The following is a 21,802-nucleotide window of genomic DNA, read 5'->3' as shown; positions in this document are numbered from 1 at the left end:
TAATTAAGCAAATTGGTATTATCTAGGGACAAACATGAAGCTTGGTCGTACTATTGCAGCTATAACAGCGTTTAATCTCGTTTCTGTCAGCCTGGCAATGACACTGCTCACCTCTACAATCATGCAAATTATGGTGATATTTTCTGCGCTGCTGTGCAGTGCTTTTGTCCAGCTTCAGTTACTCAAAAACATTGCCTCGGCTGAGCAGCATATGGATCACCTTGTCAGCAATTTCATGCATGACAACTGCGTTGACTTAACTTATCGATTTGATGAAAAAAGCCAAAAAACGCCCAAGTCCTGCTTGTTAATGAATGACTGCTTTGCTGTAATTGAGCACATTATCAGTGAGGTTTACGCATCTTCAGCTCGACTGCACCCGATGGCAGATAGTTTACGAGACACGTATGCGTCGATGACACAAAAAGCCACCTTACAGCATACTCACGGTGAATATTTAGCCACTTCGATTCAGTCCATGCTGGAGATATCGGCACGTTTAGATACCAGTTTAGAGCAAATTTATACGTCTGTTGAAAATGCCACTATAGCGGTGAAGAAAACCCGAGTAGATACAGACAAAAGCCAAGATAGCTTGCTTATCCTCGCTGAAAATATAAAAAAAACCAGTGAACAAATTGAGATCCTCAAAACTGATAGTAATGAAATAAGCTCTGTTCTTGAAGTCATAAATGGTATTGCTGAGCAGACAAACCTGCTAGCCCTAAACGCTGCAATAGAGGCTGCTCGGGCAGGCGAGCTTGGCCGAGGCTTTGCCGTAGTAGCTGATGAAGTTAGAAATCTTGCAGCAAGAACCAGCCACTCTACAAGGGAAGTTAGCCAAGTTATTAGTAAAATCCAATCCGGGACAGATTCTGTCTATGCTTTAATGCAGGCCGCACTCAAAGAGACAGACAACACCGTCAAGCTCAGCGAAGCTTCGACAAAAGAGGTGGATGAAATCGAAAATGCGATGTTGTTTATCAATGAGATGTCTCACGATATTCATCAGCAAGTAGGTGAACAAAAACAAGCATCAGATGCCGCACAAGAAAGTATAGAGTCCGTTGTGTTACTCAACTCAGATGCACTATCCAGCACAAAGATACAAGCAGTTTCTAATCAAGATCTTATTGCTCTGTCACAAAGCATCCATGAAAAGTTGTCAATTTTTAAAATCTCTGACTTTACCCCCGAGCTTGACCTAAGAAAAGATACCTCTCGACTCACCACAGTTGGCGACAAGCATAACAAGGATACACCAGAAGATGACTCTGGCGACATTGAGTTATTTTAAGACGCTAACGATTCTTGAGACTTGAGCTGATCACACAGCGCCAAGAATAGGGATTGATACTGTGATTCACTTTGGTGCTTAAGTGCCTTTTCAAACTCAATTGCAATGCTTGCCAATTCTGGGAATTCGAACATAGAAGCGGCTCCCGCTAACTTATGGCAACTCGCTTGCAGCGCAACAAAGTCTTTATTTTGCCAAGCATCAATCAATAAATACCGCTCTTGTTCAAAAGTACTGGCAAAGCTATCGCGCAGATCGGTGAGATCAATATTAATCGATTGCTGTGTACTGCTCGCATATTCGCTACTTAGATGAATATTAAGTATGCTTAATAGCTCGTTTTTATTAATTGGTTTGCCAATATGGCCGTTAAAGCCCGAATCAATATATGACTTTACTTCCTCTGTGAGCACATTTGCCGTTAGCGCATAAATGGGCCCTGAGTATCCCGCTGAACGAATAATATTTAACGCTTCCACCCCATCCATCCTCGGCATCTGAATATCCATTAGCACAAGATCTGGAAAGTCGCTTAAGCACTGCTCAACCGCCCTCGCGCCATTTTCTGCTACCGTCACCGTAGCACCTGTACGCTCAATCATACGTGAAAATAACTGTCGATTTTCTGCATGATCTTCAACTACCAACACGTTCCCTGACAGTAGAGGTTGTGCCTGTTGTGGCTTCTGAATATCAGTGACTGTCGAGTTAAGATAAACAGTACAGGGGACAAAGAATGAGAAGGTACTACCAAGCTCTAGTGCACTTTGCACTGTGATTTCACCATTCATCATGTTGGCCAGCTGGCTAGATAAACTCAATCCGAGGCCAGAACCACCAAAACGTCTAGTTATACTATTGTCTGCTTGCTGAAAGCTCTCAAAAATTCGCGCTATTTGCTGCTCATTCATGCCTATCCCAGTATCTACAACCTTAAACTGCAATCCATGCGGCACTTCCGAAACGCTAAACTCTATGCGACCTTGCTCTGTAAATTTCAGTGCATTGCTCAACAGATTTATTAATATCTGTTTTACTCGAATATAATCCAGCCTGACATAAGCCTTACTTCTCACTTGATCGCAGACAATAAACTCCAGTTGCTTACTGTGGATGTTCTGTTGAAACATATCACATAAATCAGCCACTAAGCTTGAGACTGAAAATTCAGTCGCCTCAAGCGCCAACCGTTCAGCTTCGATACGGCTTAGATCTAAAATATCATTGACTAAATCTCTTAAGTGGAGGCCTTGATTGTAGATAGTTTGCACGGATGCTTGCACCTGAGTACCGAGATCCTGCTCTGCAAGTAAGTCTTCAGCGTGACCCAGCACTGTAGTCAGTGGCGTTCTAATCTCATGACTCATATTAGCTAAAAACTGGCTTTTAACTTGGTTCGCAGCTCTAAGCTCATCTGCCTTTTGTTGCAGCTCTGACGTCCTAAGCGCCACTTTTTGACTGAGTTCCAACTTTGCTTTTTGTTCTACTTTACGACGATATAGTGCAAAAGCAGTGAGCAGAGTAAGTACAGCAATAATACCACCGAGTAATAGCAACTGGCTGCGCTGCTCTTCTTTAAGTCGTTGTAGCCTTTGCTCTTGTTTTAGCACTTCGACTTCACGACTCAGTTCACTGGCTTCATATTTAGCTCGATAGTCATTTAAGCGTTTGAGCACATCTTCATTCATCAAACGCTTTTGTGCTTCTATATTTTGCGAGTCATAGTTTCTTGCCTTATCGATATTACCTCTAGCAGCTTCAATTAACGCGAGTAGTCGCAATGCTGTGCGTTCTTTTTCTTGTTCATGCATGGTTCGACTTGCTATCAAACTCTGCTCGGCATTCGTGAAAGCATCTTCCAACTTACCTTGAGCAAACAATATCTTCGCCAATACAAACTGTGCTTCCATTAGGTTTGCTGGATTTTTTGCTTTTTCCGCATAATAAAGCGCAAAATTGGCGTTCTTTTCACCCTCTTCCAGCTGCCCTAGTGAATAACTTAGCAATGCAAGATTGACATACTCATAGGATAAATGTCTGACATCATTCTTGGCCTCATAGTAATCAATCGCTGCTAGATAGGAGGCTTGAGCCATTTCAGGCCGCTTAGTTTCGGTATACAACACGCCCAAATCAGCATGAGCCAATGCTGCACCATATTCATCGTTTAATTGGTTAAAGGCTTGAAGTGCTGTAAGTAGCATGCTTTCAGCTTTTTCATAAGCAGCTTGGCGAATATAGACACCTGATATATTTAGCAAAATATCAGCATGATCTTGTGCACTTCCAAACTCTTGATACAGCTCATCCGCTTTCAAATAGTGCTGCAATGCCAAGTCTAGTGAAAAGTTTTTGAAATAAGCTAAGCCAAGATTACTGTGTAAGTTAGCAGTTTCTATTGGCATATCTCTTTGCTCTGCTAATGCCAAAGCACGAGTATAAAAATCAATAGCTTGTTGGTAATGGCCGAGGTAAAAATTACTGATACCTTGTAGCTTAACCGCTTTGAAGTGATTGTCACTCAGTACTTTTGTTCTAGTAGCAAGTTCCAATTGAGATAAGTAATTTAGAGCGTCTTTAAATTGATTGCTATCATAAGCAGCTTTACTTAAGCTTAAAAGTACGTCTATTTTGGCCGCACCATTTAAAGTCGGCTCACGAAGCAACTCCATACCTAATATTTGCATGTGTTGCCAATCTGCACTGCGCTTCATTTCAATAATTCGCTCAGATAGGCTGGCATTATTTAAAGTTGCTTGTGCATTGAATGTAGCGGAGAAACAAACGAAATAGGCGATCGCAGACCAAGACGTAATCTGCCCCAATAAATTCATTGCTGCTCTCCATTGCTTATCATTTACTCTGCGTGGTAGTGTGAAGATACACCAAGACTCATGAGGCGACAATGTTCAATCCGCTTACAGATGTTATTTTTAGACTAATTTGTCAAAAGAGGTCTTGGAAAGCCCATACCATTGCAGCAGAACTGTTATCACAACAGATACTTCCTCGCTTGGATAAAGATGATAGTAAAGACTTGTTTAAACGAAACTTCCTAATTATGAATGCACTGTATCAATTGCAGCAAGAGCTTATTAAGGACGGCCAGTACTTGCATATTGAAGCGCTGAATATTCACCTCTCACCACTTTGCGATAGCCATCAACTCGCACAACATGACCCTCTCAGGAGCTACTATTTAGATTGGCAGCACTATGAAACAAGTAGTGAAGAGGTGAGTCAACTCCTAGATAGCTTCTGGCGCAAATTTGCATCTACAAATGCTGGGCAGCCATACGCAGTCTCTAGTCATGAACTGGCAGGCATCATCATCAAGTGGCAATTACCAAAAGATTATGACCGTAAACAACTAAGTAGAACATGGAGAAAGTTAGCATTTGCTCACCACCCAGATAAGTCAGGTGATGAGGAAACGTTTAAATGCTTAATGAATGAATACGAAATACTTAAGCACGCCCTAAGCACGTAGTGCCTTATAACGCTTATTCTTGATCTTACTGTTATTAAGCTTGCGCAGTGCAGGCTTTGCAGCTTCACGTTTTACCGCGACAAATGCCTGAACGTCATATATATTAATTTTACCTATTTGCTTAAAGCTTATGCCGTCTTCACCAGTTAAACAACCAACAATATCTGCTTTTCTCAGTTTCTGCTGCTTGCCCCCCTCAATCATTAAGGTAACCATATTAGATTTATAAGCTGATTTTTCTAACAGTGAATGACTCGGTAAAGTGCCATGCTTTAGTGCCTGACCATAGAGCTCAATAAGCTGATCCACTTTAAACGTCTCTTTTTCACCATACAGTGACAGTGCGACGCCTTTATGCTCTCCTCGACCTGTGCGCCCCACTCGGTGCACATGTGTTTGAGGTTCTAGTGCCAAATGATAATTAATGACCAGTTCAACTTCATCTACATCTAGCCCTCTGGCTGCTACATCCGTTGCCACCAGTATATTGGCACTTTTATTTGCAAAGGTAAGCAAAGACCACTCTCGTTCTCCTTGGTCTAAGTCTCCATGTAATTCAACACATGCGAGCCCGGTCTGACGCAGTTCTTCAAATAATCGCTTAGTCTCAGCTTTAGTATTACAAAACACAATACAGCTCTGAGGTTGGTGCTGCATCAATAAAACTCTCAGGGCGTTAAAGCGCATTTTATTATTATCTAATCGATAGAAGGTTTGCTTAATACTGTGATGCACCTGTTCTTCTTGTGCTTCAACCAGCTCCGGCGAGCGCATATATTGCGTCGCCAACTTCATGATTTTATCTGGATAAGTTGCACTAAACATCAGAGTTTGTCGCATTTGCGGCAGGTACATTGCTATGCTTTCTAACGTTTCAGTAAAGCCCATATCCAGCATTTGGTCAGCTTCATCAAACACTAGGGTCTGCACTTCTGTCAGTATGAGTGAGCCGTTCAGTACATGCTCTTCCACTCGACCAGGCGTACCAACGATAATATGAGCACCATGCTGCAGTGACCTCATTTGTGGTTCAATAGACACCCCACCACATAGTGTTTGTACTTTCACGTTACCGATCATTGCTGCCACACTTTTAATCTCTTGTGCTACCTGATCGGCCAGCTCTCTGGTTGGGCACAGTACGAGTGCTTGCGCATCATTGGTCTGTAGCTGTAGCTTATTTAATATAGCTAATGCAAAAACCAACGTTTTACCTGAACCTGTCTTCCCTTTAACAACCAAGTCTTGCCCTTCAAGCACTGGCTGTAAGCTAGCAGATTGCACGGCCGTTGGTATGACATAGTTAAGATCGATAAGGCGTTTTGCTAAGGCTGGGTTTAAAGGAAGTTGAGAAAAAGAGGTTATCGACACTGTGCTTTCCTATTCGCTATCTTAATCTAGCATTTTATACCAATTACATAGATTCTCTAATCGCTTATTGCCATTGCTGTCAATTTCATCACCGTAATAATCGGATTTATACGCCAATATATGCTTTAATTCTTGCGCACATTTCATTTTATCAAGGATCATCATGAAGTTTAGATCACTACTGGTAGCTGTCTTGACGATGAGCTTAAGCTCGGCGCTTCAAGCCCAAGAGTTCAGCGAACAGCAACTGGCGCAGGTTAAGCAAGTTAGAGAAGCGGCAAGTCAAAGCAATCTGAGCTGGCAACTGTTAACGTCGCTGACTACGGAAGTTGGACCAAGATTACCAGGTACTGAAAACGATAAAAAAGCAGTTGCCTGGGCAAAGAAACATTTGGAGCAACTAGGCTTTGACAAGGTTTGGGTCGAAGAAGCGACTTTCCCAGAGTGGCGTCGCTACCATGAGTCAGCAAAAATTCTTCTACCAAGTGAGCAACCACTACACCTTACAGCACTGGGAAATAGCATCAGCACGCCAACTGAGGGGTTAAGCGCTGAGGTGGTACTGTTTGAAACATTAGATGAACTCATTGCAGCACCCGCTGGCAGCCTAAATGGGAAAATAGCCTTCATTAACTACCGTATGAACCGCGATATAGATGGCAACGGTTACGGCCCTGCTGTCAGAGCCCGTAATAGTGGTGCTGTTGAAGCTGCAAAAAAAGGTGCCATTGCGTATATGATGCGTTCCGTAAGTACTAGCCATCATCGCTTTGCTCACACTGGTGGTAGCCACTATAAGACTGGGGTAACCAAGATCCCTGCAACGGCTGTTGCCAATCCAGATGCAGATCAATTAGCACGACTTATTAATGCCGGTCACGACGTGAAGGTATCACTGAATATTCAAACTGAAAATCTGGGACAAGGTACTAGTTACAACGTCATTGGTGAGTTTACCGGGACTGAATTTCCTGCACAATATGTGCTGATCGGTGGTCACTTGGATTCTTGGGATTTGGGCACTGGCGCTTTGGATGATGGTGCAGGTGTTGCGCTTACCATGGCTGCTGCCAAGCATATTGCCGATGTTAAGCGTCCAAAACGTAGTATTCGTGTCGTGTTATTTGCCGCTGAAGAGCTAGGCCTTTGGGGTGCAAAAGCATACTTTAAAAAACATAAAGCAGACCTAGATAACATTGTTGCAGCAGCTGAGTCCGACTTTGGGGCGGATGTGGTGTATGCGTTTGAGTCCAATGTGAATGCAGCGTCATTACCAGTGGTACGAGAAATCGCAGCGCAGCTAGCACCTTTAGGTGTGAAATACATAGGTAAAAATAGCGCACATGGTGGGCCTGATCTTATCCCGCTAAAAAATAGCACCTCGGCGCCTATTTTTGCACTGCATCAAGATGGCACAGATTATTTTGATTACCATCATACCGCAGACGACACACTTGATAAGGTCGATCCAGCCAAGTTGAAACAGAATACTGCGGCTTACGCCGTTTTTGCTTTGATGGCGGCAGATGCCAAAACCAAGATGGCGGGGAAATAAATTTTTACACTTATAAGGGACAAGTAGGCTTGTTCCTTTCTCATCTATTGTCTATTTTAACAACACCTTTTGATGCAATTATAATTAGTATATGGAAATCAAAAACTTATTATTTTCGGTTTATGACACACTCTTCGACTTTATCAGTCGCAATAAGCTGGTTGTCACCGTGTTTATCGCTTTAACTGTTTGCCTTTACTTTTACCACCGACAGCAACAGGAAATCTCTAGTTATCGTTCTTTATTAAACGCACCTGAGGTGGATGATATTATTATCTTTGATACTGCAAAACGGTCTCAGCACCTTTATGAACCAGCTTTCCAAGTGCTGCAAGTTACCGCATTATCCGATGACTATATAGAAGTAAAAGCAGGTGCATTTACCTACCGTACCATGCGCAATATTACCCGTGATATTCGTGTCAGTATGCTAATGACAGACCGCTACTTTAAACCACAAAAGCAGACTCTAGAAAAAAGTAAATTACTGGATTTACTAGATAATGAAACGATAATGTCAGTCTATCGCCCTGTTGGTATTCATGTTTTAGGCGGCGTAGTCAGGCCAAGATTTAAAAAGCCTAAACCGCTTTACCATGGGCCAAACATTTCGGCACAAAACCAAGATGCGATTCGAGCTTATCATCGAGAAGAATTTGAAGCCGCAAGACAGGGGTTTGCCGATACAGCTAAATCTGGCAATCCATGGGGACAATATAACTACGCAACTATGCTACGTGATGGTGAAGGAGGTGTTAAAGACATTCCAGCGGCAATCCATTGGTTACAGCTTTCCGCAAAGCAAGGAAATCACAAGGCCAAAGCTGCGTTAGATACGCTGTGTAAAACCCATCACTGCCAGACTACGAATAACTAGTTGTGGTTTTGCTTATGATAGGCAGTTGTCAGTATATTTTCTTCAAAGTCCGACTGGTTTAACGGCTTAGAGTGAAAATATCCTTGTGTCATATCACATAGCAACCCTTTTAAGAACATGCACTGAGCTGGAGTTTCGACCCCTTCAGCGATGACTTTCAGATTGAGTTTATGTGCCATCAAAATAATAGCACTAACTAACGCTTTGTCCTCTTCGTCTTCAGGCAGATCGCGGATAAAAGTTCTATCTATCTTCAACTTAGATAAGGGGAATCGCTTTAAATAGCTCAAAGAGGAGTACCCGGTTCCAAAGTCGTCAATGGCCAGCTCAACTCCCAACGCTCGCAGCGCCTTTAACTGTGCCAATATTTTATCTGAATTATCAACTAACACCGATTCGGTAATTTCTAATGTCAGATACTTTGCTTCCAGTTTTGTGTCTCTCAATACTTTTTTGACAAGCTCAACCATATCTTGACGTTTAAATTGAATGCTGGACACATTAACCGCAATAAAAAGAGGATTGCCATAATTGTCTTGCCATGCTTTAGCCTGTGAACAAGCATGATAAAGCACCCATTCACCGATGGGTAAAATAAGGCCTAATTCCTCGCATACCGGAATAAACTGCTCAGGAGAAACATGTCCTAATAATTCACTTTTCCACCTCAGTAATACCTCGCAGCCCACTACTTCTGCGCTGCCTAGTTGGGCGAAAATCGGTTGGTATACTAATGATAACTCTCTGTTTGACAGCGCTTTGTGTAAGGCGCTTTCCAGCACACTTCTTGCCTTTGCATGTTGGTGCATAGCCGAGGTATAAAATTGGAAGCAGTCACGACCATGATCTTTTGCTTTATACATCGCACTGTCGGCATTGCGCAATAGCACTTTACGATCCCCCCCATCATCAGGGTACAAAGTGATCCCCATACTGCCGGACACATAGGCCTCATGCCCCTCCAAATGGAATGGGTTTGCCAATGCCCGCAATATTTTTGTCGCAATATGCTCCAAGTCACTAATTGAACTAACATCTTGCAGTAGCAATGCAAACTCATCGCCACCAAGACGCGCTACCGTGTCAGAACTGCGAACGCACTCATGGATACGACTTGCTGCTTCTTTTAGCAATAAATCACCGATATGATGACCAAGGGTATCATTAACTGCTTTGAATCGATCGAGATCGATAAAGCAAATCGCAATCCGTTCGTCTAATTGCGCAGCGCGCTTTAGCGCTAGGTCAAACTTCACATGAAAATGATGACGATTGGCTAGCCCCGTCAAACTATCAAAGTTAGCCTGCTGCCACATTAACTGCTCATTGCGCTTTCTAGACGTAATATCACTGAAAAGCGCAACATACATATCAATTTCTCGCGCTTCGTTAAATACAGAAGACACTTGTAGCCAACTTGGATAAATTTCGCCGTTTTTACGCTTGTTCCAAATTTCCCCTTCCCAATGACCTTTATGAATTAAGTCTTCATACAATCCATTGAAAAATCTATCATCATGCCTGCCTGAATTTAATAATGCCGGTGTCTGGCCGATAACTTCGTCTACGCTGTAGCCGGTGATCTCAGTAAAGGCACGATTTACCATCTGAATATGATTGTGTTTGTCGGATACCAGCACACCTTCTGATGTTGTGGCAAATACTGTGCTGGCTAAGCGTTGCTCACGTTCATTCTCAAGCTCTAGGGTAATATCTTGTATAACGTAGATAAACCCGAGCCTAGCCTGATTTTCACTCACAACAGGTGCACACAATACCCTTACGTTTAAATAGTCAAAGCGCTCATCTAACTTACACTCTATCGTGCCTTCTTCTAATAGGCGCTCTGAATCCAGCACGTCAAATAAGGTATAGATAGATTGGGATTTTAAACTATCAAACTCTCCCAACTCTTTTAGTACCGCGCCATTCACGGCCTCTATGTGATGGGTTTCATCAGTAAAAACCAAGTAGGCGTTAATGCTATCGAAGATAGCACTAAGCTTTGCCCCTTGCGCTTGTGAGCGCTGATTAGAACGCTTAAGCCTCACCAATACTGCCATCAACACCGCCATAGAGAGGATCAAAACCGCAATTACGGCTGTTAGCAGCACCACTTGTACCATATTGGCTTGCTTGATCTTCTCCGTCTGCAACAGGACTTGTTGCTCAAGGTTAGCTTGATAGTGCCATAGGTCTTGTTGTAATTTGCGCTGCTCGCTCATGTCTTGAATGATTGACAGTAACTTGGGGTTGCCATTTAAGTCTTCAAAAGGTGTGGAATGCACGCTCACCGTTTTTATGCTGCCATCGGCGATTTGATGCTGAAAGATAAAGTAATTGCGCCCCTCATTTAATGCGGCTTGACGCTCATTAGCAACTTGTTCGGCAGTAAATAAGTTGATGTCTTGAATAGCTTTACGCTCTAACGTTGCCTCACTATAACCATAAAACGCTGCTGCTGATTTATTGGCATCTACAATTTTACCTGTGGCAGGGTCAATGATTAGCATCACAGCACTATGGTTGGAAAAAGTATAATATGGCAGCTCAGTTGCACCTGCGCCCAAGCAAACAAGCGACAGCAGACATCCAAGCATTTTCGACAACAACTTCAAACTCTGACCCCTTAGGATATCGATTTATCTAACTGCAGCAGCTATAGAGCAAAGGGCATGTGAGCGACATCTTACACCAACTGCGCTTAAAATTCGCTCCATGTAAGGGAGTAAACCCAACGCAGACTGCGTTAACTTTGGCATTAAGTATCCTATACTTTGGATAAATGATGCTTTTTTAGCAGCCAGTTTTAGCGTATTCCTTATCCAAACCTCAGGCCATGAAGACTTTTGTTTTTTTTCATGAAAAAAAACTCAACACACTCGTCTTTAGATAACAATTTATACACCTGACCAAACCAACTGACAAGACGGTGCATTCTGAAAATATGGTCTAATTCGCAATAATGTCAATTTGCTTGCTAAACCATTTACGCTTCCAACTCGTACAGCTAGGAAAAATATACTTAGTTGATATACTAAACCAAACTTAACTCATAGTGCGCCAATGAAATACCAAGACTTACGTGATTTTATAAAACAGCTTGAAAAGCAAGGGGAACTTGTTCGCGTCACCCAGCCTATTTCTACTAAACTAGAAATGACTGAGATTGCCGACCGAACGCTTCGTGCCGGCGGCCCCGCCATTTTATTTGAAAACCCTATCGGCTTCGATATTCCCGTTTTAGCCAATCTTTTTGGTACCCCGAAACGTGTTGCTATGGGTATGGGGCAAAATGATGTCAACGAGCTAAGAGAGGTTGGCAAACTGCTCGCGTTTTTAAAAGAGCCTGAGCCACCCAAAGGGATTAAAGAAGCTCTGGGTCAAATACCGGTATTTAAACAAGTGTTAAATATGCCCGCCAAAGAGGTAAAAAAAGCCCCATGTCAGGAGGTTGTACTTAGTGGTGATGAAGTTGATTTAACCAAGCTACCTATCCAGCACTGTTGGCCCGGTGATGCTGCACCTTTGATTACTTGGGGCTTAACGGTTACCAGAGGCCCTTATAAAAAGCGCCAAAACTTAGGAATTTACCGTCAGCAACTACTCGGTAAAAATAAAATAATCATGCGCTGGCTCTCACATCGAGGTGGCGCACTAGACTTTCAAGAGTGGTGTAAAGAGCACCCGGGCGAACCATACCCTGTCTCAGTTGCACTGGGCGCCGATCCAGCAACTATTTTAGGCGCCGTTACGCCGGTGCCGGATACTCTGAGTGAATACGCATTCGCAGGGTTGCTGCGTGGTAGCAAAACTCAGGTCGTCAAATCTATCTCGAACGAACTTCAAGTTCCAGCAAGTGCCGAAATCGTCTTAGAAGGATATATTCAACCGGGCGAGCTCGCGCCAGAAGGTCCGTATGGCGACCACACCGGTTACTATAATGAAGTAGATGACTTCCCTGTGATGACGGTCACTCATATTACCCATCGTAAAGATCCAATTTATCACAGTACGTATACTGGCCGTCCACCTGATGAACCAGCGATTCTTGGTGTTGCCCTTAATGAGGTATTTGTTCCCATCCTACAAAAGCAGTTTCCAGAAATCGTCGATTTTTATCTTCCACCAGAAGGCTGCTCGTACCGTATGGCGGTCGTCACCATGAAAAAGCAGTATCCGGGGCATGCTAAACGCGTCATGATGGGAGTATGGTCTTTCCTACGTCAGTTTATGTACACCAAGTTTGTGATTGTTTGTGATGATGACGTCAATGCAAGAGATTGGAATGATGTGATCTGGGCTATTACCACCCGCATGGATCCTGCAAGAGACACCACCCTAGTTGAAAGCACACCTATTGACTACCTAGATTTTGCTTCGCCTGTGTCAGGACTTGGTTCCAAAATGGGCATGGATGCCACAAACAAGTGGCCAGGAGAAACTGACCGCGAGTGGGGGGAGCCTATTGTGATGGATCCTACGATAAAACAACGTGTTGATGAAATCTGGGACAGTCTCGGGATAGACATCAAATGACATATATCATCTAACATTGTTCACTTAGCTATGCTAGAGTGCACAGACTTTAGCCACGTGCTTAATAAAGGTAAGGTATGCAAGTATTAGCAGCAGAGGTTGTTTCTATTACACCTCTTACAGAATTTGTTCACAAAGTTATTTTAAAACCTGAAGAGACAGTCAAGTTTGAAGCCGGTCATTATCTGCAAGTCGTACTTGGAGAAAAAGACAAGCGCGCTTTTTCTATCGCCAGTAGTCCATCGACTCAAGATCAACTGGAATTACATATCGGTGCCTCTGGTGCAGACTCTTATGCCATGCAATCTTTAGAGCACCTACGTCAGGCATTTGATACCAAGCAAACCGTACAGTTAGAGGTGGGTCTTGGCATCTCGCAGTTACGCACAGATCAAAACCGCCCATTAGTATTACTGGCGGGCGGTACAGGGTTTTCTTACGTAAAATCAATGGCTGACTATCTGGCTGAAACGGGATACGACCAACCCGTACTGTTTTACTGGGGCGTAAAAGAAGAGTCAGCACTTTATGCAAAAGCAGAAATGGAAGCTTGGGCGTCATCCAACAAACACTTTCAATTTATTCCTGTAGTAGAAAATGCCAGCGATGCTTGGCAAGGCCATCGCGGCTATGTACATCAAGCTGTGATGAAAGATATTGTTTCGTTAGAGCCATACAGCATCTATATGGCTGGGCGCTTTGACATGATTGGCATCGTGCGTGATGATTTTATCAACCATGGCGCAGAGCGTGAGTTTATGTACGCAGATGCCTTCGCGTTTATTAAGTAACCAGAACTAAGTTATTTAATAGCAATTTATTCAATGTGTGACTGGTCGTCAGTCACACATTGAAAAAATAGAACAAATCAATCAAAACAATCCATTTTACCAAAGTTCACTCGCCCGCTATTCTCTTCGTACACACAAATACCGCGAGAAGTATGATGAGTAAACTCTATGTTCGTGACATTATGTCACCCGATTTTCCAACACTAACCGCTGACACTGAACTTACTGATGCCATTTCTTTGCTGCAAAAGCATCATTTAATTGGTGCTCCTGTGGTAGATACACAGCGTCATCTGGTTGGATTTGTATCAGAACAGCAAATGCTCAAGCCTTTGCTTAATTCCAGCTACTTTTGCGATGGTAAAGTGCAGGTAGGAGATTTACTGGCAACGCCGGCCCTGAGTGTTGAAGCTGCAACAACCGTTGTCGACCTAGCACAGCGAATGCAGCAAAATAGCCCTAAGGTTTATCCTGTCATAAACGAAGGTAAAGTCATAGGAATTGTGACGCGTAGCCAAGTGGTTGCGGCACTCAAAGAAAGTTATCTTAGCTGTGCGGGATAATCCCACACAGCTAGTTCAATTTAGGCTTTCTTTGCAAGTAAGGCTTTTTTATCGGCCTCACTTAAAAAAGCAATCTCAACTGCATTGCGCTGCGCTTTATGGATATCACTCAAGTCTAGACCTGCCGCCGCAGCTGCATGGCTATACTCGTTATCTAGCTCAATACCTTGAACCGCAGGATCGTCAGTATTGATGGTTGCCAACACGCCATGATCTAAAAATGCTTTTAACGGATGCGTGGTTAAGCTTTCGACAGTGCTTGTTTGGATGTTACTGGTTAGGCAAGACTCGATCCCGATACGATTATCACGTAAATAGTCCATCAGAGCAGGGTCATGGATTGCTTTAACTCCGTGACCGATACGTGTTGCACCAAGCTCCTTAATAGCTTGCCAGATACTTACCGCGCCCTCAGCTTCGCCAGCATGCACGGTCACACCAAGATAAGCATCACGAACCTGTTTGTAATGTTCAATAAACAGCTCGCCAGGGAAGCCCAGCTCGTCACCCGCGAGGTCAATCGCAACTAACTGCTCCTTAAAAGCAAGTAGCGCGTCTAGCTCATATTGGCATTTCTCAACACCAAATGTGCGTGACATAATGCCAATCAGGTTAACCTGAATGTCTTGACCCTTGACTGCACTTTGCACTCCGTCGACTACGGCTTCAACCACGCCCTGCGGGTGTAGATTATGGGTTTTTGCCATGTAGTAAGGGCTAAACCTTAACTCAGTGTAATCAATACATTGTGCAACTGCGTCGGCAACATTTTCCACCGCAATACGGCGACAAGCATCGTAGTCACCTAGTACCTTTACACCCCAATCTAGTTTTTCAAGAAACGCCATGAGGTTGGGGGCATTGTCTAACACTTGCACATGGGGGCGCAGGCTTTCAATATCTGTAGCAGGGAGTTCCATATTAAACTGCTGGCCAAGTTCTAAAATCGTTGTCGCACGAACGTTACCATCTAAGTGGCGATGTAAATCTAATAGCGGAAGTGTGTTATTGATCATAAGAGGCTCGATTTGCAGTTAAAATTTTTGGGATCATACGCACCTAACCTAAGATAGCAAGGACAAATGTCAGTCTTGAGTATAGCTAACTTTAATACAAAAAAGCCTGCACATCGCTGGGCAGGCTGTTTGTTACGATTTTGCGATTAAATACGCTTTTTCGTAGGTATGTATTTTTTCGTAGGCGAGCTGAGCTTGTTTACTCCAGCGCGCTTCCCATGGGTGGGCACTTAATGAGTCAAAAATCTTAGCGGCGAGTTCATAATCCGCTTCTGCGTTACAAAGGCACGCAAGTGCAAACAATAGCTCTTTATCATCAGGGTGCTTTTTCAACTGTTGTTGTAAGGCTAATTTAAGCTCTGCGTTAGCCTGTGTATTGTATTGCAGATATTCAGCCAATTGATGATATTGACCCTGCTTCAATAACTTCTTCAAGTCTCCAGTGACTTCTGCAATACGCCCCTGTTGTAACTTAACTTTGGTTAGCGCAGGTACTGCATGTGCCTTTACAGCTTTAGGTAGCATATTAAACAAAGCGTCAGCTTGTTCTGGTGTGGCTGTAAACATGCGCTCAAACAGAGTTTGCCACTGTGCATCACTCCAATTTAGCTTTTTATGCCACTTTGCAATTTGTGTCGTGGCTTGTTCAGACTGCTGCGCCTCAACACATGCTGCAATATACCCACTTAGCACCGCAGCGGTTGGCTTCGCCGCTGACATTTTGTCATCTAATAAAGCCAACGCTTGCTCACTATTATTGGCTTCAAGCCACAGCGTCGCAAGCTGTCCTTGGTTATCATCGGATATCGCTTCTAACTCAGTATTGGCTTTAACAATATCCCCTTGCTTCAAAGCTGCTTTTGCAGCGATGGCGCGAACATAGTCTTGACGCTCATCTGGCTGCGGCGTTTTTGCTAACAACGTTGCGGCTTGCTCTACTTCACCATTAATTAATAGCCACAAGCTTTCATCCCAAGCTTGCTGCGCTTTTAATTTACGCTTTCTTGAAAAGTGACCTTTAGTATTTATTAGGTGACGCCACGACCAACGCACTATCTTACCCAGCAACACTAAAGCTGTGATAGCGAGTAATAACAAGATAGTGAAAGACACTATGCTGCCTTCAATCGTAGTTTGATTGAAGGAGATAAGCACATAGCCTTTTTCATCAATCAGTAGATGGCTCGCAGCTAAGGCAATGAAAATGAGTACGAAAGTAATGATTTTTGCCATCATTTGAGCCACCCCTTCACAGCCACAGGCGTTGCTAGTTCAACAGAATCTTGGCGTTGCACTTCGCTGCGGCTTAGTTTGTGCAGCGCCTGTTGCATCGCATTCACCGAGGGGTGCTGGGTGTCAAAATAACGCGCCAGTGTTTCGGCTGCACCATCAAGGGCACTAAAATAAATGCCTGCTTGTTGATCCATTAGTGCCGTTTGCGCCTGAGTCAAATAAGCACGTAGCTGAGCGCGAATAAGTAGCTGTTCATTCTTATCAAGGAGCGGGTCGATGATCACTTCGTCATGATGGCGTATGGTAATAAAGTCATCAACTAATCTCTGCCAAGAGCGCTGTAAGTTTGCTTTCCAATCATCAACCTGTTGCGATAACACAGCGTCTTCACTCACACTCGTTTGGGGGATCTGTTTGGTTTTAATCGTTAGCACGTCAACCTGAGACAGCAAGCCATGAAGCTCGAAATAGAGCGACTCTGTTTGTGGTTTGGGCAAAGCTTTCAAGGTAGCAATGTCGGTGGCAATCGCCTGTTTCACCACTGCGGTGTTGGACTCAGACGCTAAGCTCTCTAACAACCGCTCAAGGATAGCAACAGCACCAAGGTAATCTTGTTCTGCTGCAACCTTAAACGTAGCTAAGCGCTGTAAATATAAAGCTTCTGAGGCAACTGCACCACTTACTTGCTGCTGCGCCTTAGCAAGCGTCTGCATAAGCTGTGTATCCACATTTTGCTGTTGCTCAGCCAATCGCTTTGTGACATCACCTTGCAGTGAGTCGAGCACTTTTTCTACCCGCTGAAGTTGTGATTTAGCGCCATTCAATTGTGTACTTAGGAGCTGATTTTCCGCGCTAATTGCTTGATTAGCCAATAACGTTTGTTGCAACTGTTGTTGTTGCTGTAGATAAACATAGCCAGCACCAGTACCACTACCAAGCGCGACGAGTAACGCCAAGAGCGCAACCTTACTCACTCCTGTTTTTGCTTGATGTGATGCGACCGTTTGCTCAACTGCTCTTTGTGTTTGCTGAGTATTTGTATGCTTTGTTTGCGATTCAGACTGAGTCATTTTGCGCCCTTGCTGCATGGTATAGTCGATGATACTCCCTGCGATGGCACGATTATCAGGGCCATGACATACCACAATTTGAGACTGTTCAATGTTATAGGATTGCTGTACATGCTCAGCAATACGTTGGCTCACAACAAAGAAAGTACGCTGAGCCAACCAATCTTTACTTGCTGACGACTGCGTATTAAAAATCGCATCCGCTGCACTGTTACTGGTAATGACTATACCTTCAATCTGCTGGCTTCGCCAGTGGTCTAACCAGCTATCCGAGGTATCCTTTACCGCAGTGCGCTCATACACCGCCAAGCTATCAACGATGGCACCTCTTGCTTTGAGGGTTTGGGCAATAACGGGACGCCCACTTTTGCCTTTAACCAACAATACACGTTTACCCTCAACCGACGACAGCTGCCGAAGTGCAAGCAACCCTTCAGAGTCTGGTTGCTTAGGATATTTAGCCTTGATATTAAGAGTTTGCTGTATAGCATCGGCCGTGCCTTCACCAACAGCAAAGGCTGCGCAATGCCCCGCTAATGGTAATGCTAATTGGCTAAAATAGCGCACTGCATCTGGTGATACGAAAATGGCTAACTCGGCTTCATGTATCATCGCCTGAGCCGCGTCACTAACCGCGACTTCATTTAACCTTAGTACAGGGCAAATCACAGAGCTTATCTGCTGCTGTGACAATAACTCAGATAACGGCTCAGATTTTCCAACAGGTCGAGTCAGCGCAACTTTCATTTAAGCGTCCTTATAAACCTCAGCTAAAATCTTGTCTGCTCCTTGTGCAAGTAACGATTCGGCGAGTTGAATGCCAAGTTGCTCAGCCTCTGCGACAGTACCACGGCACTCACCACGCAAGATTTCACTACCATCAATTGCACCGACTAGACCTCGTAAGTGTACTTGATCACCCGAAACTTCAGCGTACGCACCGATTGGAACCTGACAGCCCCCCTCTAAACGACGGTTCATTGCTCGCTCAGCAAGTACACGAATGCGCGTGTCAGTATGTTCAAGTGGTGCTAAAAAGGCTTTGGTCTGTGCATCATTGCTACGACACTCAATGCCCACCGCGCCTTGACCATTTGCCGGTAACGAAGCTTCAGGCTCAATATAGCTTGCGATTCTATCAATCATTTCTAAACGGATAAGTCCCGCTGCGGCCAAAATAATGGCATCAAACTCACCGGCGTCCAACTTGGCTAGGCGGGTGTTCACATTCCCCCTCAAGTCCTTAATTACCAGATCAGGACGTGCCGCTCGAATTTGACACTGGCGTCGTAAACTAGAAGTGCCCACTATTGCACCTTTTGGTAGCTCTGCCAGTGACGCATAAGTATTAGATACAAACGCATCCCTTGGGTCTTCACGCTCACAAATAGTGTGCAGTTCTAGCCCTTCAGGAAAATCAACAGGCACGTCCTTCATTGAGTGCACAGCAATGTCAGCTCTGCCCTCTAACATTGCCTGCTCCAGCTCTTTTACAAAAAGCCCTTTACCGCCGATCTTGGCCAAAGGTGTATCTAAGATTTTGTCGCCTTTCGTCGACATTGGCACAAGCTCTACTTTTAAGTTTGCATGGTGTTTTTCAAGTTCAGCTTTTACAAACTCAGCTTGCCAAAGCGCTAACGCGCTTTTACGAGTCGCAATACGTAATACGGAAACTTGTTCTGTCATGATTTGCCTTTTGCGTTAGTACAGCAACTCAAAGCGTCGCTGTATATTCTTATATTTGGTAACTTGGCCGCACGAATGAACGGCCTCAGCATGAGTGGGTCAGATCATTGCTGTGTATTATCAACGATGCGAAATGACTTCTGTGCTAATAACTGTCCAGCATTCGTTACTACTTCAACTCGCCAGTCGCCAGTTTGACTCGGCATAATATTTTTACTCGAGTAGGTTCGATAACGCATCGCTTCAATAGGTAGTTCAACCTCAGCCATTAATTCATCTTGATGAAACCACAAGTGCGATACAAGCTCCCCCTTGAGAGCATGTACTTCAGTGAAAAAGTAAAGTTTCTCTTTGATTTGCGCTGCGGAGATAATGTCTTTGAGTACATTAGTCGGCTCGCGATTATCAACCATCGTGGTTAACACCGCTCGACTAATAAATTGTGTATCAATCTTTGCTCCCAGCGCTACGCTTGCTACCTGCGCATCTGGGTTAAATCGCTTTATCTGCCCTGTTTCTGTTTCTGTTTCTGTTTCTGTTTCTGTTTCTGTTTCTGTTTCTGTTTCTGTTTCTGTTTCTGTTTCTGTTTCTGTTTCTCCAACAGGTTGCTGCACCACTTCATTCAATGCAAGATCTGAAGCGGTATTCGTGGTAAGCACAGCTGTAACAGGCGATTCATTGTCAGCTGTTCCTTGCGCTACACTAGGTAGAGCCTCACTCGTGTCTAACGCTACAGCCATATCATCAGCGCTGTCGATATCAATCGTGGCGGCGACAACTTGGCCATCATCTTCGTCAGCATTCACACTGTTGACGACACCGTAGACACCCGCAGTTGCAATACCAGCAAATGCCACCGTTGCCATAAAAATGCGCTTCCAGTGCCATTGATAGGTCACCGCTGAGGGCTTTGAAGGCTGCTTACTCACCGACGTTTTTATGACAATTTTTTGTGACATTGCTTTGCTCCTGTATCTGTCACCTGCATATGATACTGAGTTATATTAATCACTCAGTCTTTCGATAAGCCAAGCACGAATGGCTTTTAATTCTTCAAGACAAACCTGATGCTCCATGGGATAGTCTTGCCAGCTTACCTCATAACCTTGCTGCTTTAATGTATTAAAGGCTTGTTCACCAGCAAACATTGGAACCACTGGATCTGCACTACCGTGTGCCATAAAAATCGCAAGTTCAGTTTGCTTCGCTTCTGCACTCAGTTTTTCAGGCACACACATATAAGTGGATAGTGCCATGACACCAGCTAGTTTTACAGCCAAACGCGGTGCAAGATGAAGCGCAATCACGCCACCTTGAGAAAACCCAGCAAGAATAATACGGTTAGCTGGAATACCTTTATCTAACTGTGCCTGAATTAACGCTTCAACCTGAGCTGAAGAGTCTCGCACACCTTGCTCATCCGCTCTTTTATCCAGATCAAATGATTTAATATCATACCAAGCACGCATGACCATACCACCATTTATGGTGACCGGCTGCTCTGGTGCATGTGGAAAAATAAATTGTACGCCTAATTCACCTGGTAAGTTTAGCTCAGGTGCAATCGGTAAGAAGCCATTACCTGAGTCGCCCAAGCCATGTAACCAAATGATGCTCGCTTTATGCTCCCCCACGGCGGGGTGTTCTACAAACTCCAACATCAATCGTGCTGCCACTCTATAGGGGTATTTGCTTGCTTCGTGGCTGCGTCGCTCATAAATTGCCAAAACTCAGCACCGGAGCGATTATCAATCCACTGATCACCACGCAATTCAAAGTGATGACCATTAAACTTAGTCGCCACCCATACTTGGTGCAATGGTGCTTGTTTGTTGATAATAATTTTGCTCTTGTCAGGGAAAATAATCTCTAGAATTCCCGCTGCTGATTCGTAATCTAAATCAGCGTCACAATCATCGATCTGCTCTTCAATAGTCAACATTAGCGCATCGGCTAACTCATGATATTCACTTTCTGTCATCGTGATTTCCTCTTACTGACGCACTGCGGCATGGTGCCTAAGCTTAACTCGCTATTTGAGCAATTTGATGAAGACGAAATTTCAATAGCGAAAAGCTGCTTTTTTTATCAATTCTGTTACTCTGCGATTATAAAGGCACTGACACGAATTATCTAATGAAAGCGACACCTTATAAATTTAGCGTAACGGCACTTGTTTTTACTACTTTAATCGGATTATCGGGTTGCGGTCAAAGCGGTCCGCTTTATTTGCCTGAGCAACAGGCTAAAAAATCAAACCAATCGAAAGTAGAACAAGCAAACCAGCCTGCAGCAGAACAACAGGAGCGTTAAA

The 21,802-nt window shown here is 44.0% G+C and carries 18 protein-coding genes; 8 read left to right on the top strand and 10 right to left on the bottom strand.

Going from position 1 to position 21,802, the window contains the following annotated elements; translation table 11 throughout:
• The first annotated feature begins 34 nt into the window (after positions 1-34).
• Positions 35-1,297, top strand: a complete 1,263-nt coding sequence (locus D9603_RS10120; RefSeq protein ID WP_128731211.1) for a methyl-accepting chemotaxis protein — start codon at positions 35-37, stop codon at positions 1,295-1,297.
• Here the strand turns inward: D9603_RS10120 and D9603_RS10115 are convergent.
• Positions 1,294-4,131 carry a response regulator gene (locus D9603_RS10115; protein ID WP_128731210.1) on the bottom strand — a complete coding sequence of 946 codons (2,838 nt, stop codon included), beginning with the start codon at positions 4,129-4,131 and terminating at the stop codon, positions 1,294-1,296. The two genes, D9603_RS10120 and D9603_RS10115, sit on opposite strands and share 4 nt — an antisense overlap.
• Positions 4,132-4,202: 71 nt before the next feature.
• On the opposite strand from D9603_RS10115, the gene D9603_RS10110 reads away from it, so the two are divergent.
• Positions 4,203-4,787: a DNA-J related domain-containing protein gene (locus D9603_RS10110; protein WP_128731209.1), complete on the top strand. Its 585-nt coding sequence runs from the start codon at positions 4,203-4,205 to the stop codon at positions 4,785-4,787.
• Here the strand turns inward: D9603_RS10110 and dbpA are convergent.
• Complete coding sequence (gene dbpA / locus D9603_RS10105) at positions 4,776-6,158, bottom strand: ATP-dependent RNA helicase DbpA (RefSeq protein WP_128731208.1); 1,383 nt, start codon at positions 6,156-6,158, stop codon at positions 4,776-4,778. The genes D9603_RS10110 and dbpA overlap by 12 nt on opposite strands.
• Before the next feature lie 163 nt (positions 6,159-6,321).
• Here dbpA and D9603_RS10100 point away from each other — a divergent pair, with 163 nt between their 5' ends.
• Positions 6,322-7,713, top strand: a complete 1,392-nt coding sequence (locus D9603_RS10100) for a M20/M25/M40 family metallo-hydrolase (RefSeq protein ID WP_128731207.1) — start codon at positions 6,322-6,324, stop codon at positions 7,711-7,713.
• A 91-nt stretch (positions 7,714-7,804) separates the two neighbouring features.
• Positions 7,805-8,590 (top strand): sel1 repeat family protein, encoded by a 786-nt coding sequence (locus tag D9603_RS10095; RefSeq protein WP_128731206.1) that lies wholly within the window; start codon positions 7,805-7,807, stop codon positions 8,588-8,590.
• On the opposite strand, the gene D9603_RS10090 is transcribed toward D9603_RS10095, so the two are convergent.
• Positions 8,587-11,208 (bottom strand): EAL domain-containing protein, encoded by a 2,622-nt coding sequence (locus D9603_RS10090; RefSeq protein ID WP_241651634.1) that lies wholly within the window; start codon positions 11,206-11,208, stop codon positions 8,587-8,589. The two genes, D9603_RS10095 and D9603_RS10090, sit on opposite strands and share 4 nt — an antisense overlap.
• 448 nt (positions 11,209-11,656) lie before the next feature.
• Between D9603_RS10090 and ubiD the strand changes: the two genes are divergently transcribed.
• From ubiD to D9603_RS10075, 3 genes are all read left to right on the top strand, one after another.
• A complete protein-coding gene (gene ubiD, locus D9603_RS10085) occupies positions 11,657-13,129 on the top strand; it encodes a 4-hydroxy-3-polyprenylbenzoate decarboxylase (protein ID WP_125253627.1) in 1,473 nt (490 codons plus the stop codon).
• 77 nt (positions 13,130-13,206) lie between these two features.
• Positions 13,207-13,920 (top strand): NAD(P)H-flavin reductase, encoded by a 714-nt coding sequence (gene fre, locus D9603_RS10080; protein WP_125253626.1) that lies wholly within the window; start codon positions 13,207-13,209, stop codon positions 13,918-13,920.
• A 155-nt stretch (positions 13,921-14,075) separates the two neighbouring features.
• The gene (locus tag D9603_RS10075; protein ID WP_128731213.1) at positions 14,076-14,483 is read left to right on the top strand and encodes a CBS domain-containing protein; all 408 of its coding nucleotides are present in this window, start codon (positions 14,076-14,078) and stop codon (positions 14,481-14,483) included.
• A 20-nt stretch (positions 14,484-14,503) separates the two neighbouring features.
• Here the strand turns inward: D9603_RS10075 and add are convergent, their stop codons facing one another.
• From add to cyaY, 7 genes are all read right to left on the bottom strand, one after another.
• Positions 14,504-15,499 carry an adenosine deaminase gene (gene add / locus D9603_RS10070; RefSeq protein WP_128731205.1) on the bottom strand — a complete coding sequence of 332 codons (996 nt, stop codon included), beginning with the start codon at positions 15,497-15,499 and terminating at the stop codon, positions 14,504-14,506.
• A 132-nt stretch (positions 15,500-15,631) separates the two neighbouring features.
• Complete coding sequence (locus D9603_RS10065; protein ID WP_128731204.1) at positions 15,632-16,735, bottom strand: heme biosynthesis HemY N-terminal domain-containing protein; 1,104 nt, start codon at positions 16,733-16,735, stop codon at positions 15,632-15,634.
• Positions 16,732-18,549 (bottom strand): uroporphyrinogen-III C-methyltransferase, encoded by a 1,818-nt coding sequence (locus D9603_RS10060; RefSeq protein WP_128731203.1) that lies wholly within the window; start codon positions 18,547-18,549, stop codon positions 16,732-16,734. Before D9603_RS10060 ends, D9603_RS10065 begins: the two co-directional genes overlap by 4 nt.
• On the bottom strand, positions 18,550-19,488 hold the full coding sequence (hemC, locus tag D9603_RS10055; protein ID WP_128731202.1) for a hydroxymethylbilane synthase: 939 nt from the start codon (positions 19,486-19,488) through the stop codon (positions 18,550-18,552).
• Positions 19,489-19,592: 104 nt separating this feature from the next.
• Positions 19,593-20,447: a DUF2914 domain-containing protein gene (locus tag D9603_RS21925; protein WP_161972734.1), complete on the bottom strand. Its 855-nt coding sequence runs from the start codon at positions 20,445-20,447 to the stop codon at positions 19,593-19,595.
• A gap of 45 nt (positions 20,448-20,492) precedes the next feature.
• On the bottom strand, positions 20,493-21,149 hold the full coding sequence (locus tag D9603_RS10045; protein ID WP_128731201.1) for a dienelactone hydrolase family protein: 657 nt from the start codon (positions 21,147-21,149) through the stop codon (positions 20,493-20,495).
• A complete protein-coding gene (gene cyaY, locus D9603_RS10040) occupies positions 21,149-21,469 on the bottom strand; it encodes an iron donor protein CyaY (RefSeq protein ID WP_128731200.1) in 321 nt (106 codons plus the stop codon). The genes D9603_RS10045 and cyaY overlap by 1 nt, the downstream gene beginning before the upstream one ends.
• A 155-nt stretch (positions 21,470-21,624) precedes the next feature.
• On the opposite strand from cyaY, the gene D9603_RS10035 reads away from it, so the two are divergent.
• Positions 21,625-21,801 carry a lipoprotein gene (locus D9603_RS10035; protein WP_128731199.1) on the top strand — a complete coding sequence of 59 codons (177 nt, stop codon included), beginning with the start codon at positions 21,625-21,627 and terminating at the stop codon, positions 21,799-21,801.
• Position 21,802 lies beyond the last annotated feature (1 nt).

The organism is Pseudoalteromonas sp. PS5 (assembly GCF_004103255.1).
Taxonomy (GTDB): domain Bacteria; phylum Pseudomonadota; class Gammaproteobacteria; order Enterobacterales; family Alteromonadaceae; genus Pseudoalteromonas; species Pseudoalteromonas peptidolytica.
Note: the sequence above shows the minus strand (reverse complement) of the source record. Positions and strands in the feature narration are given on the sequence as shown.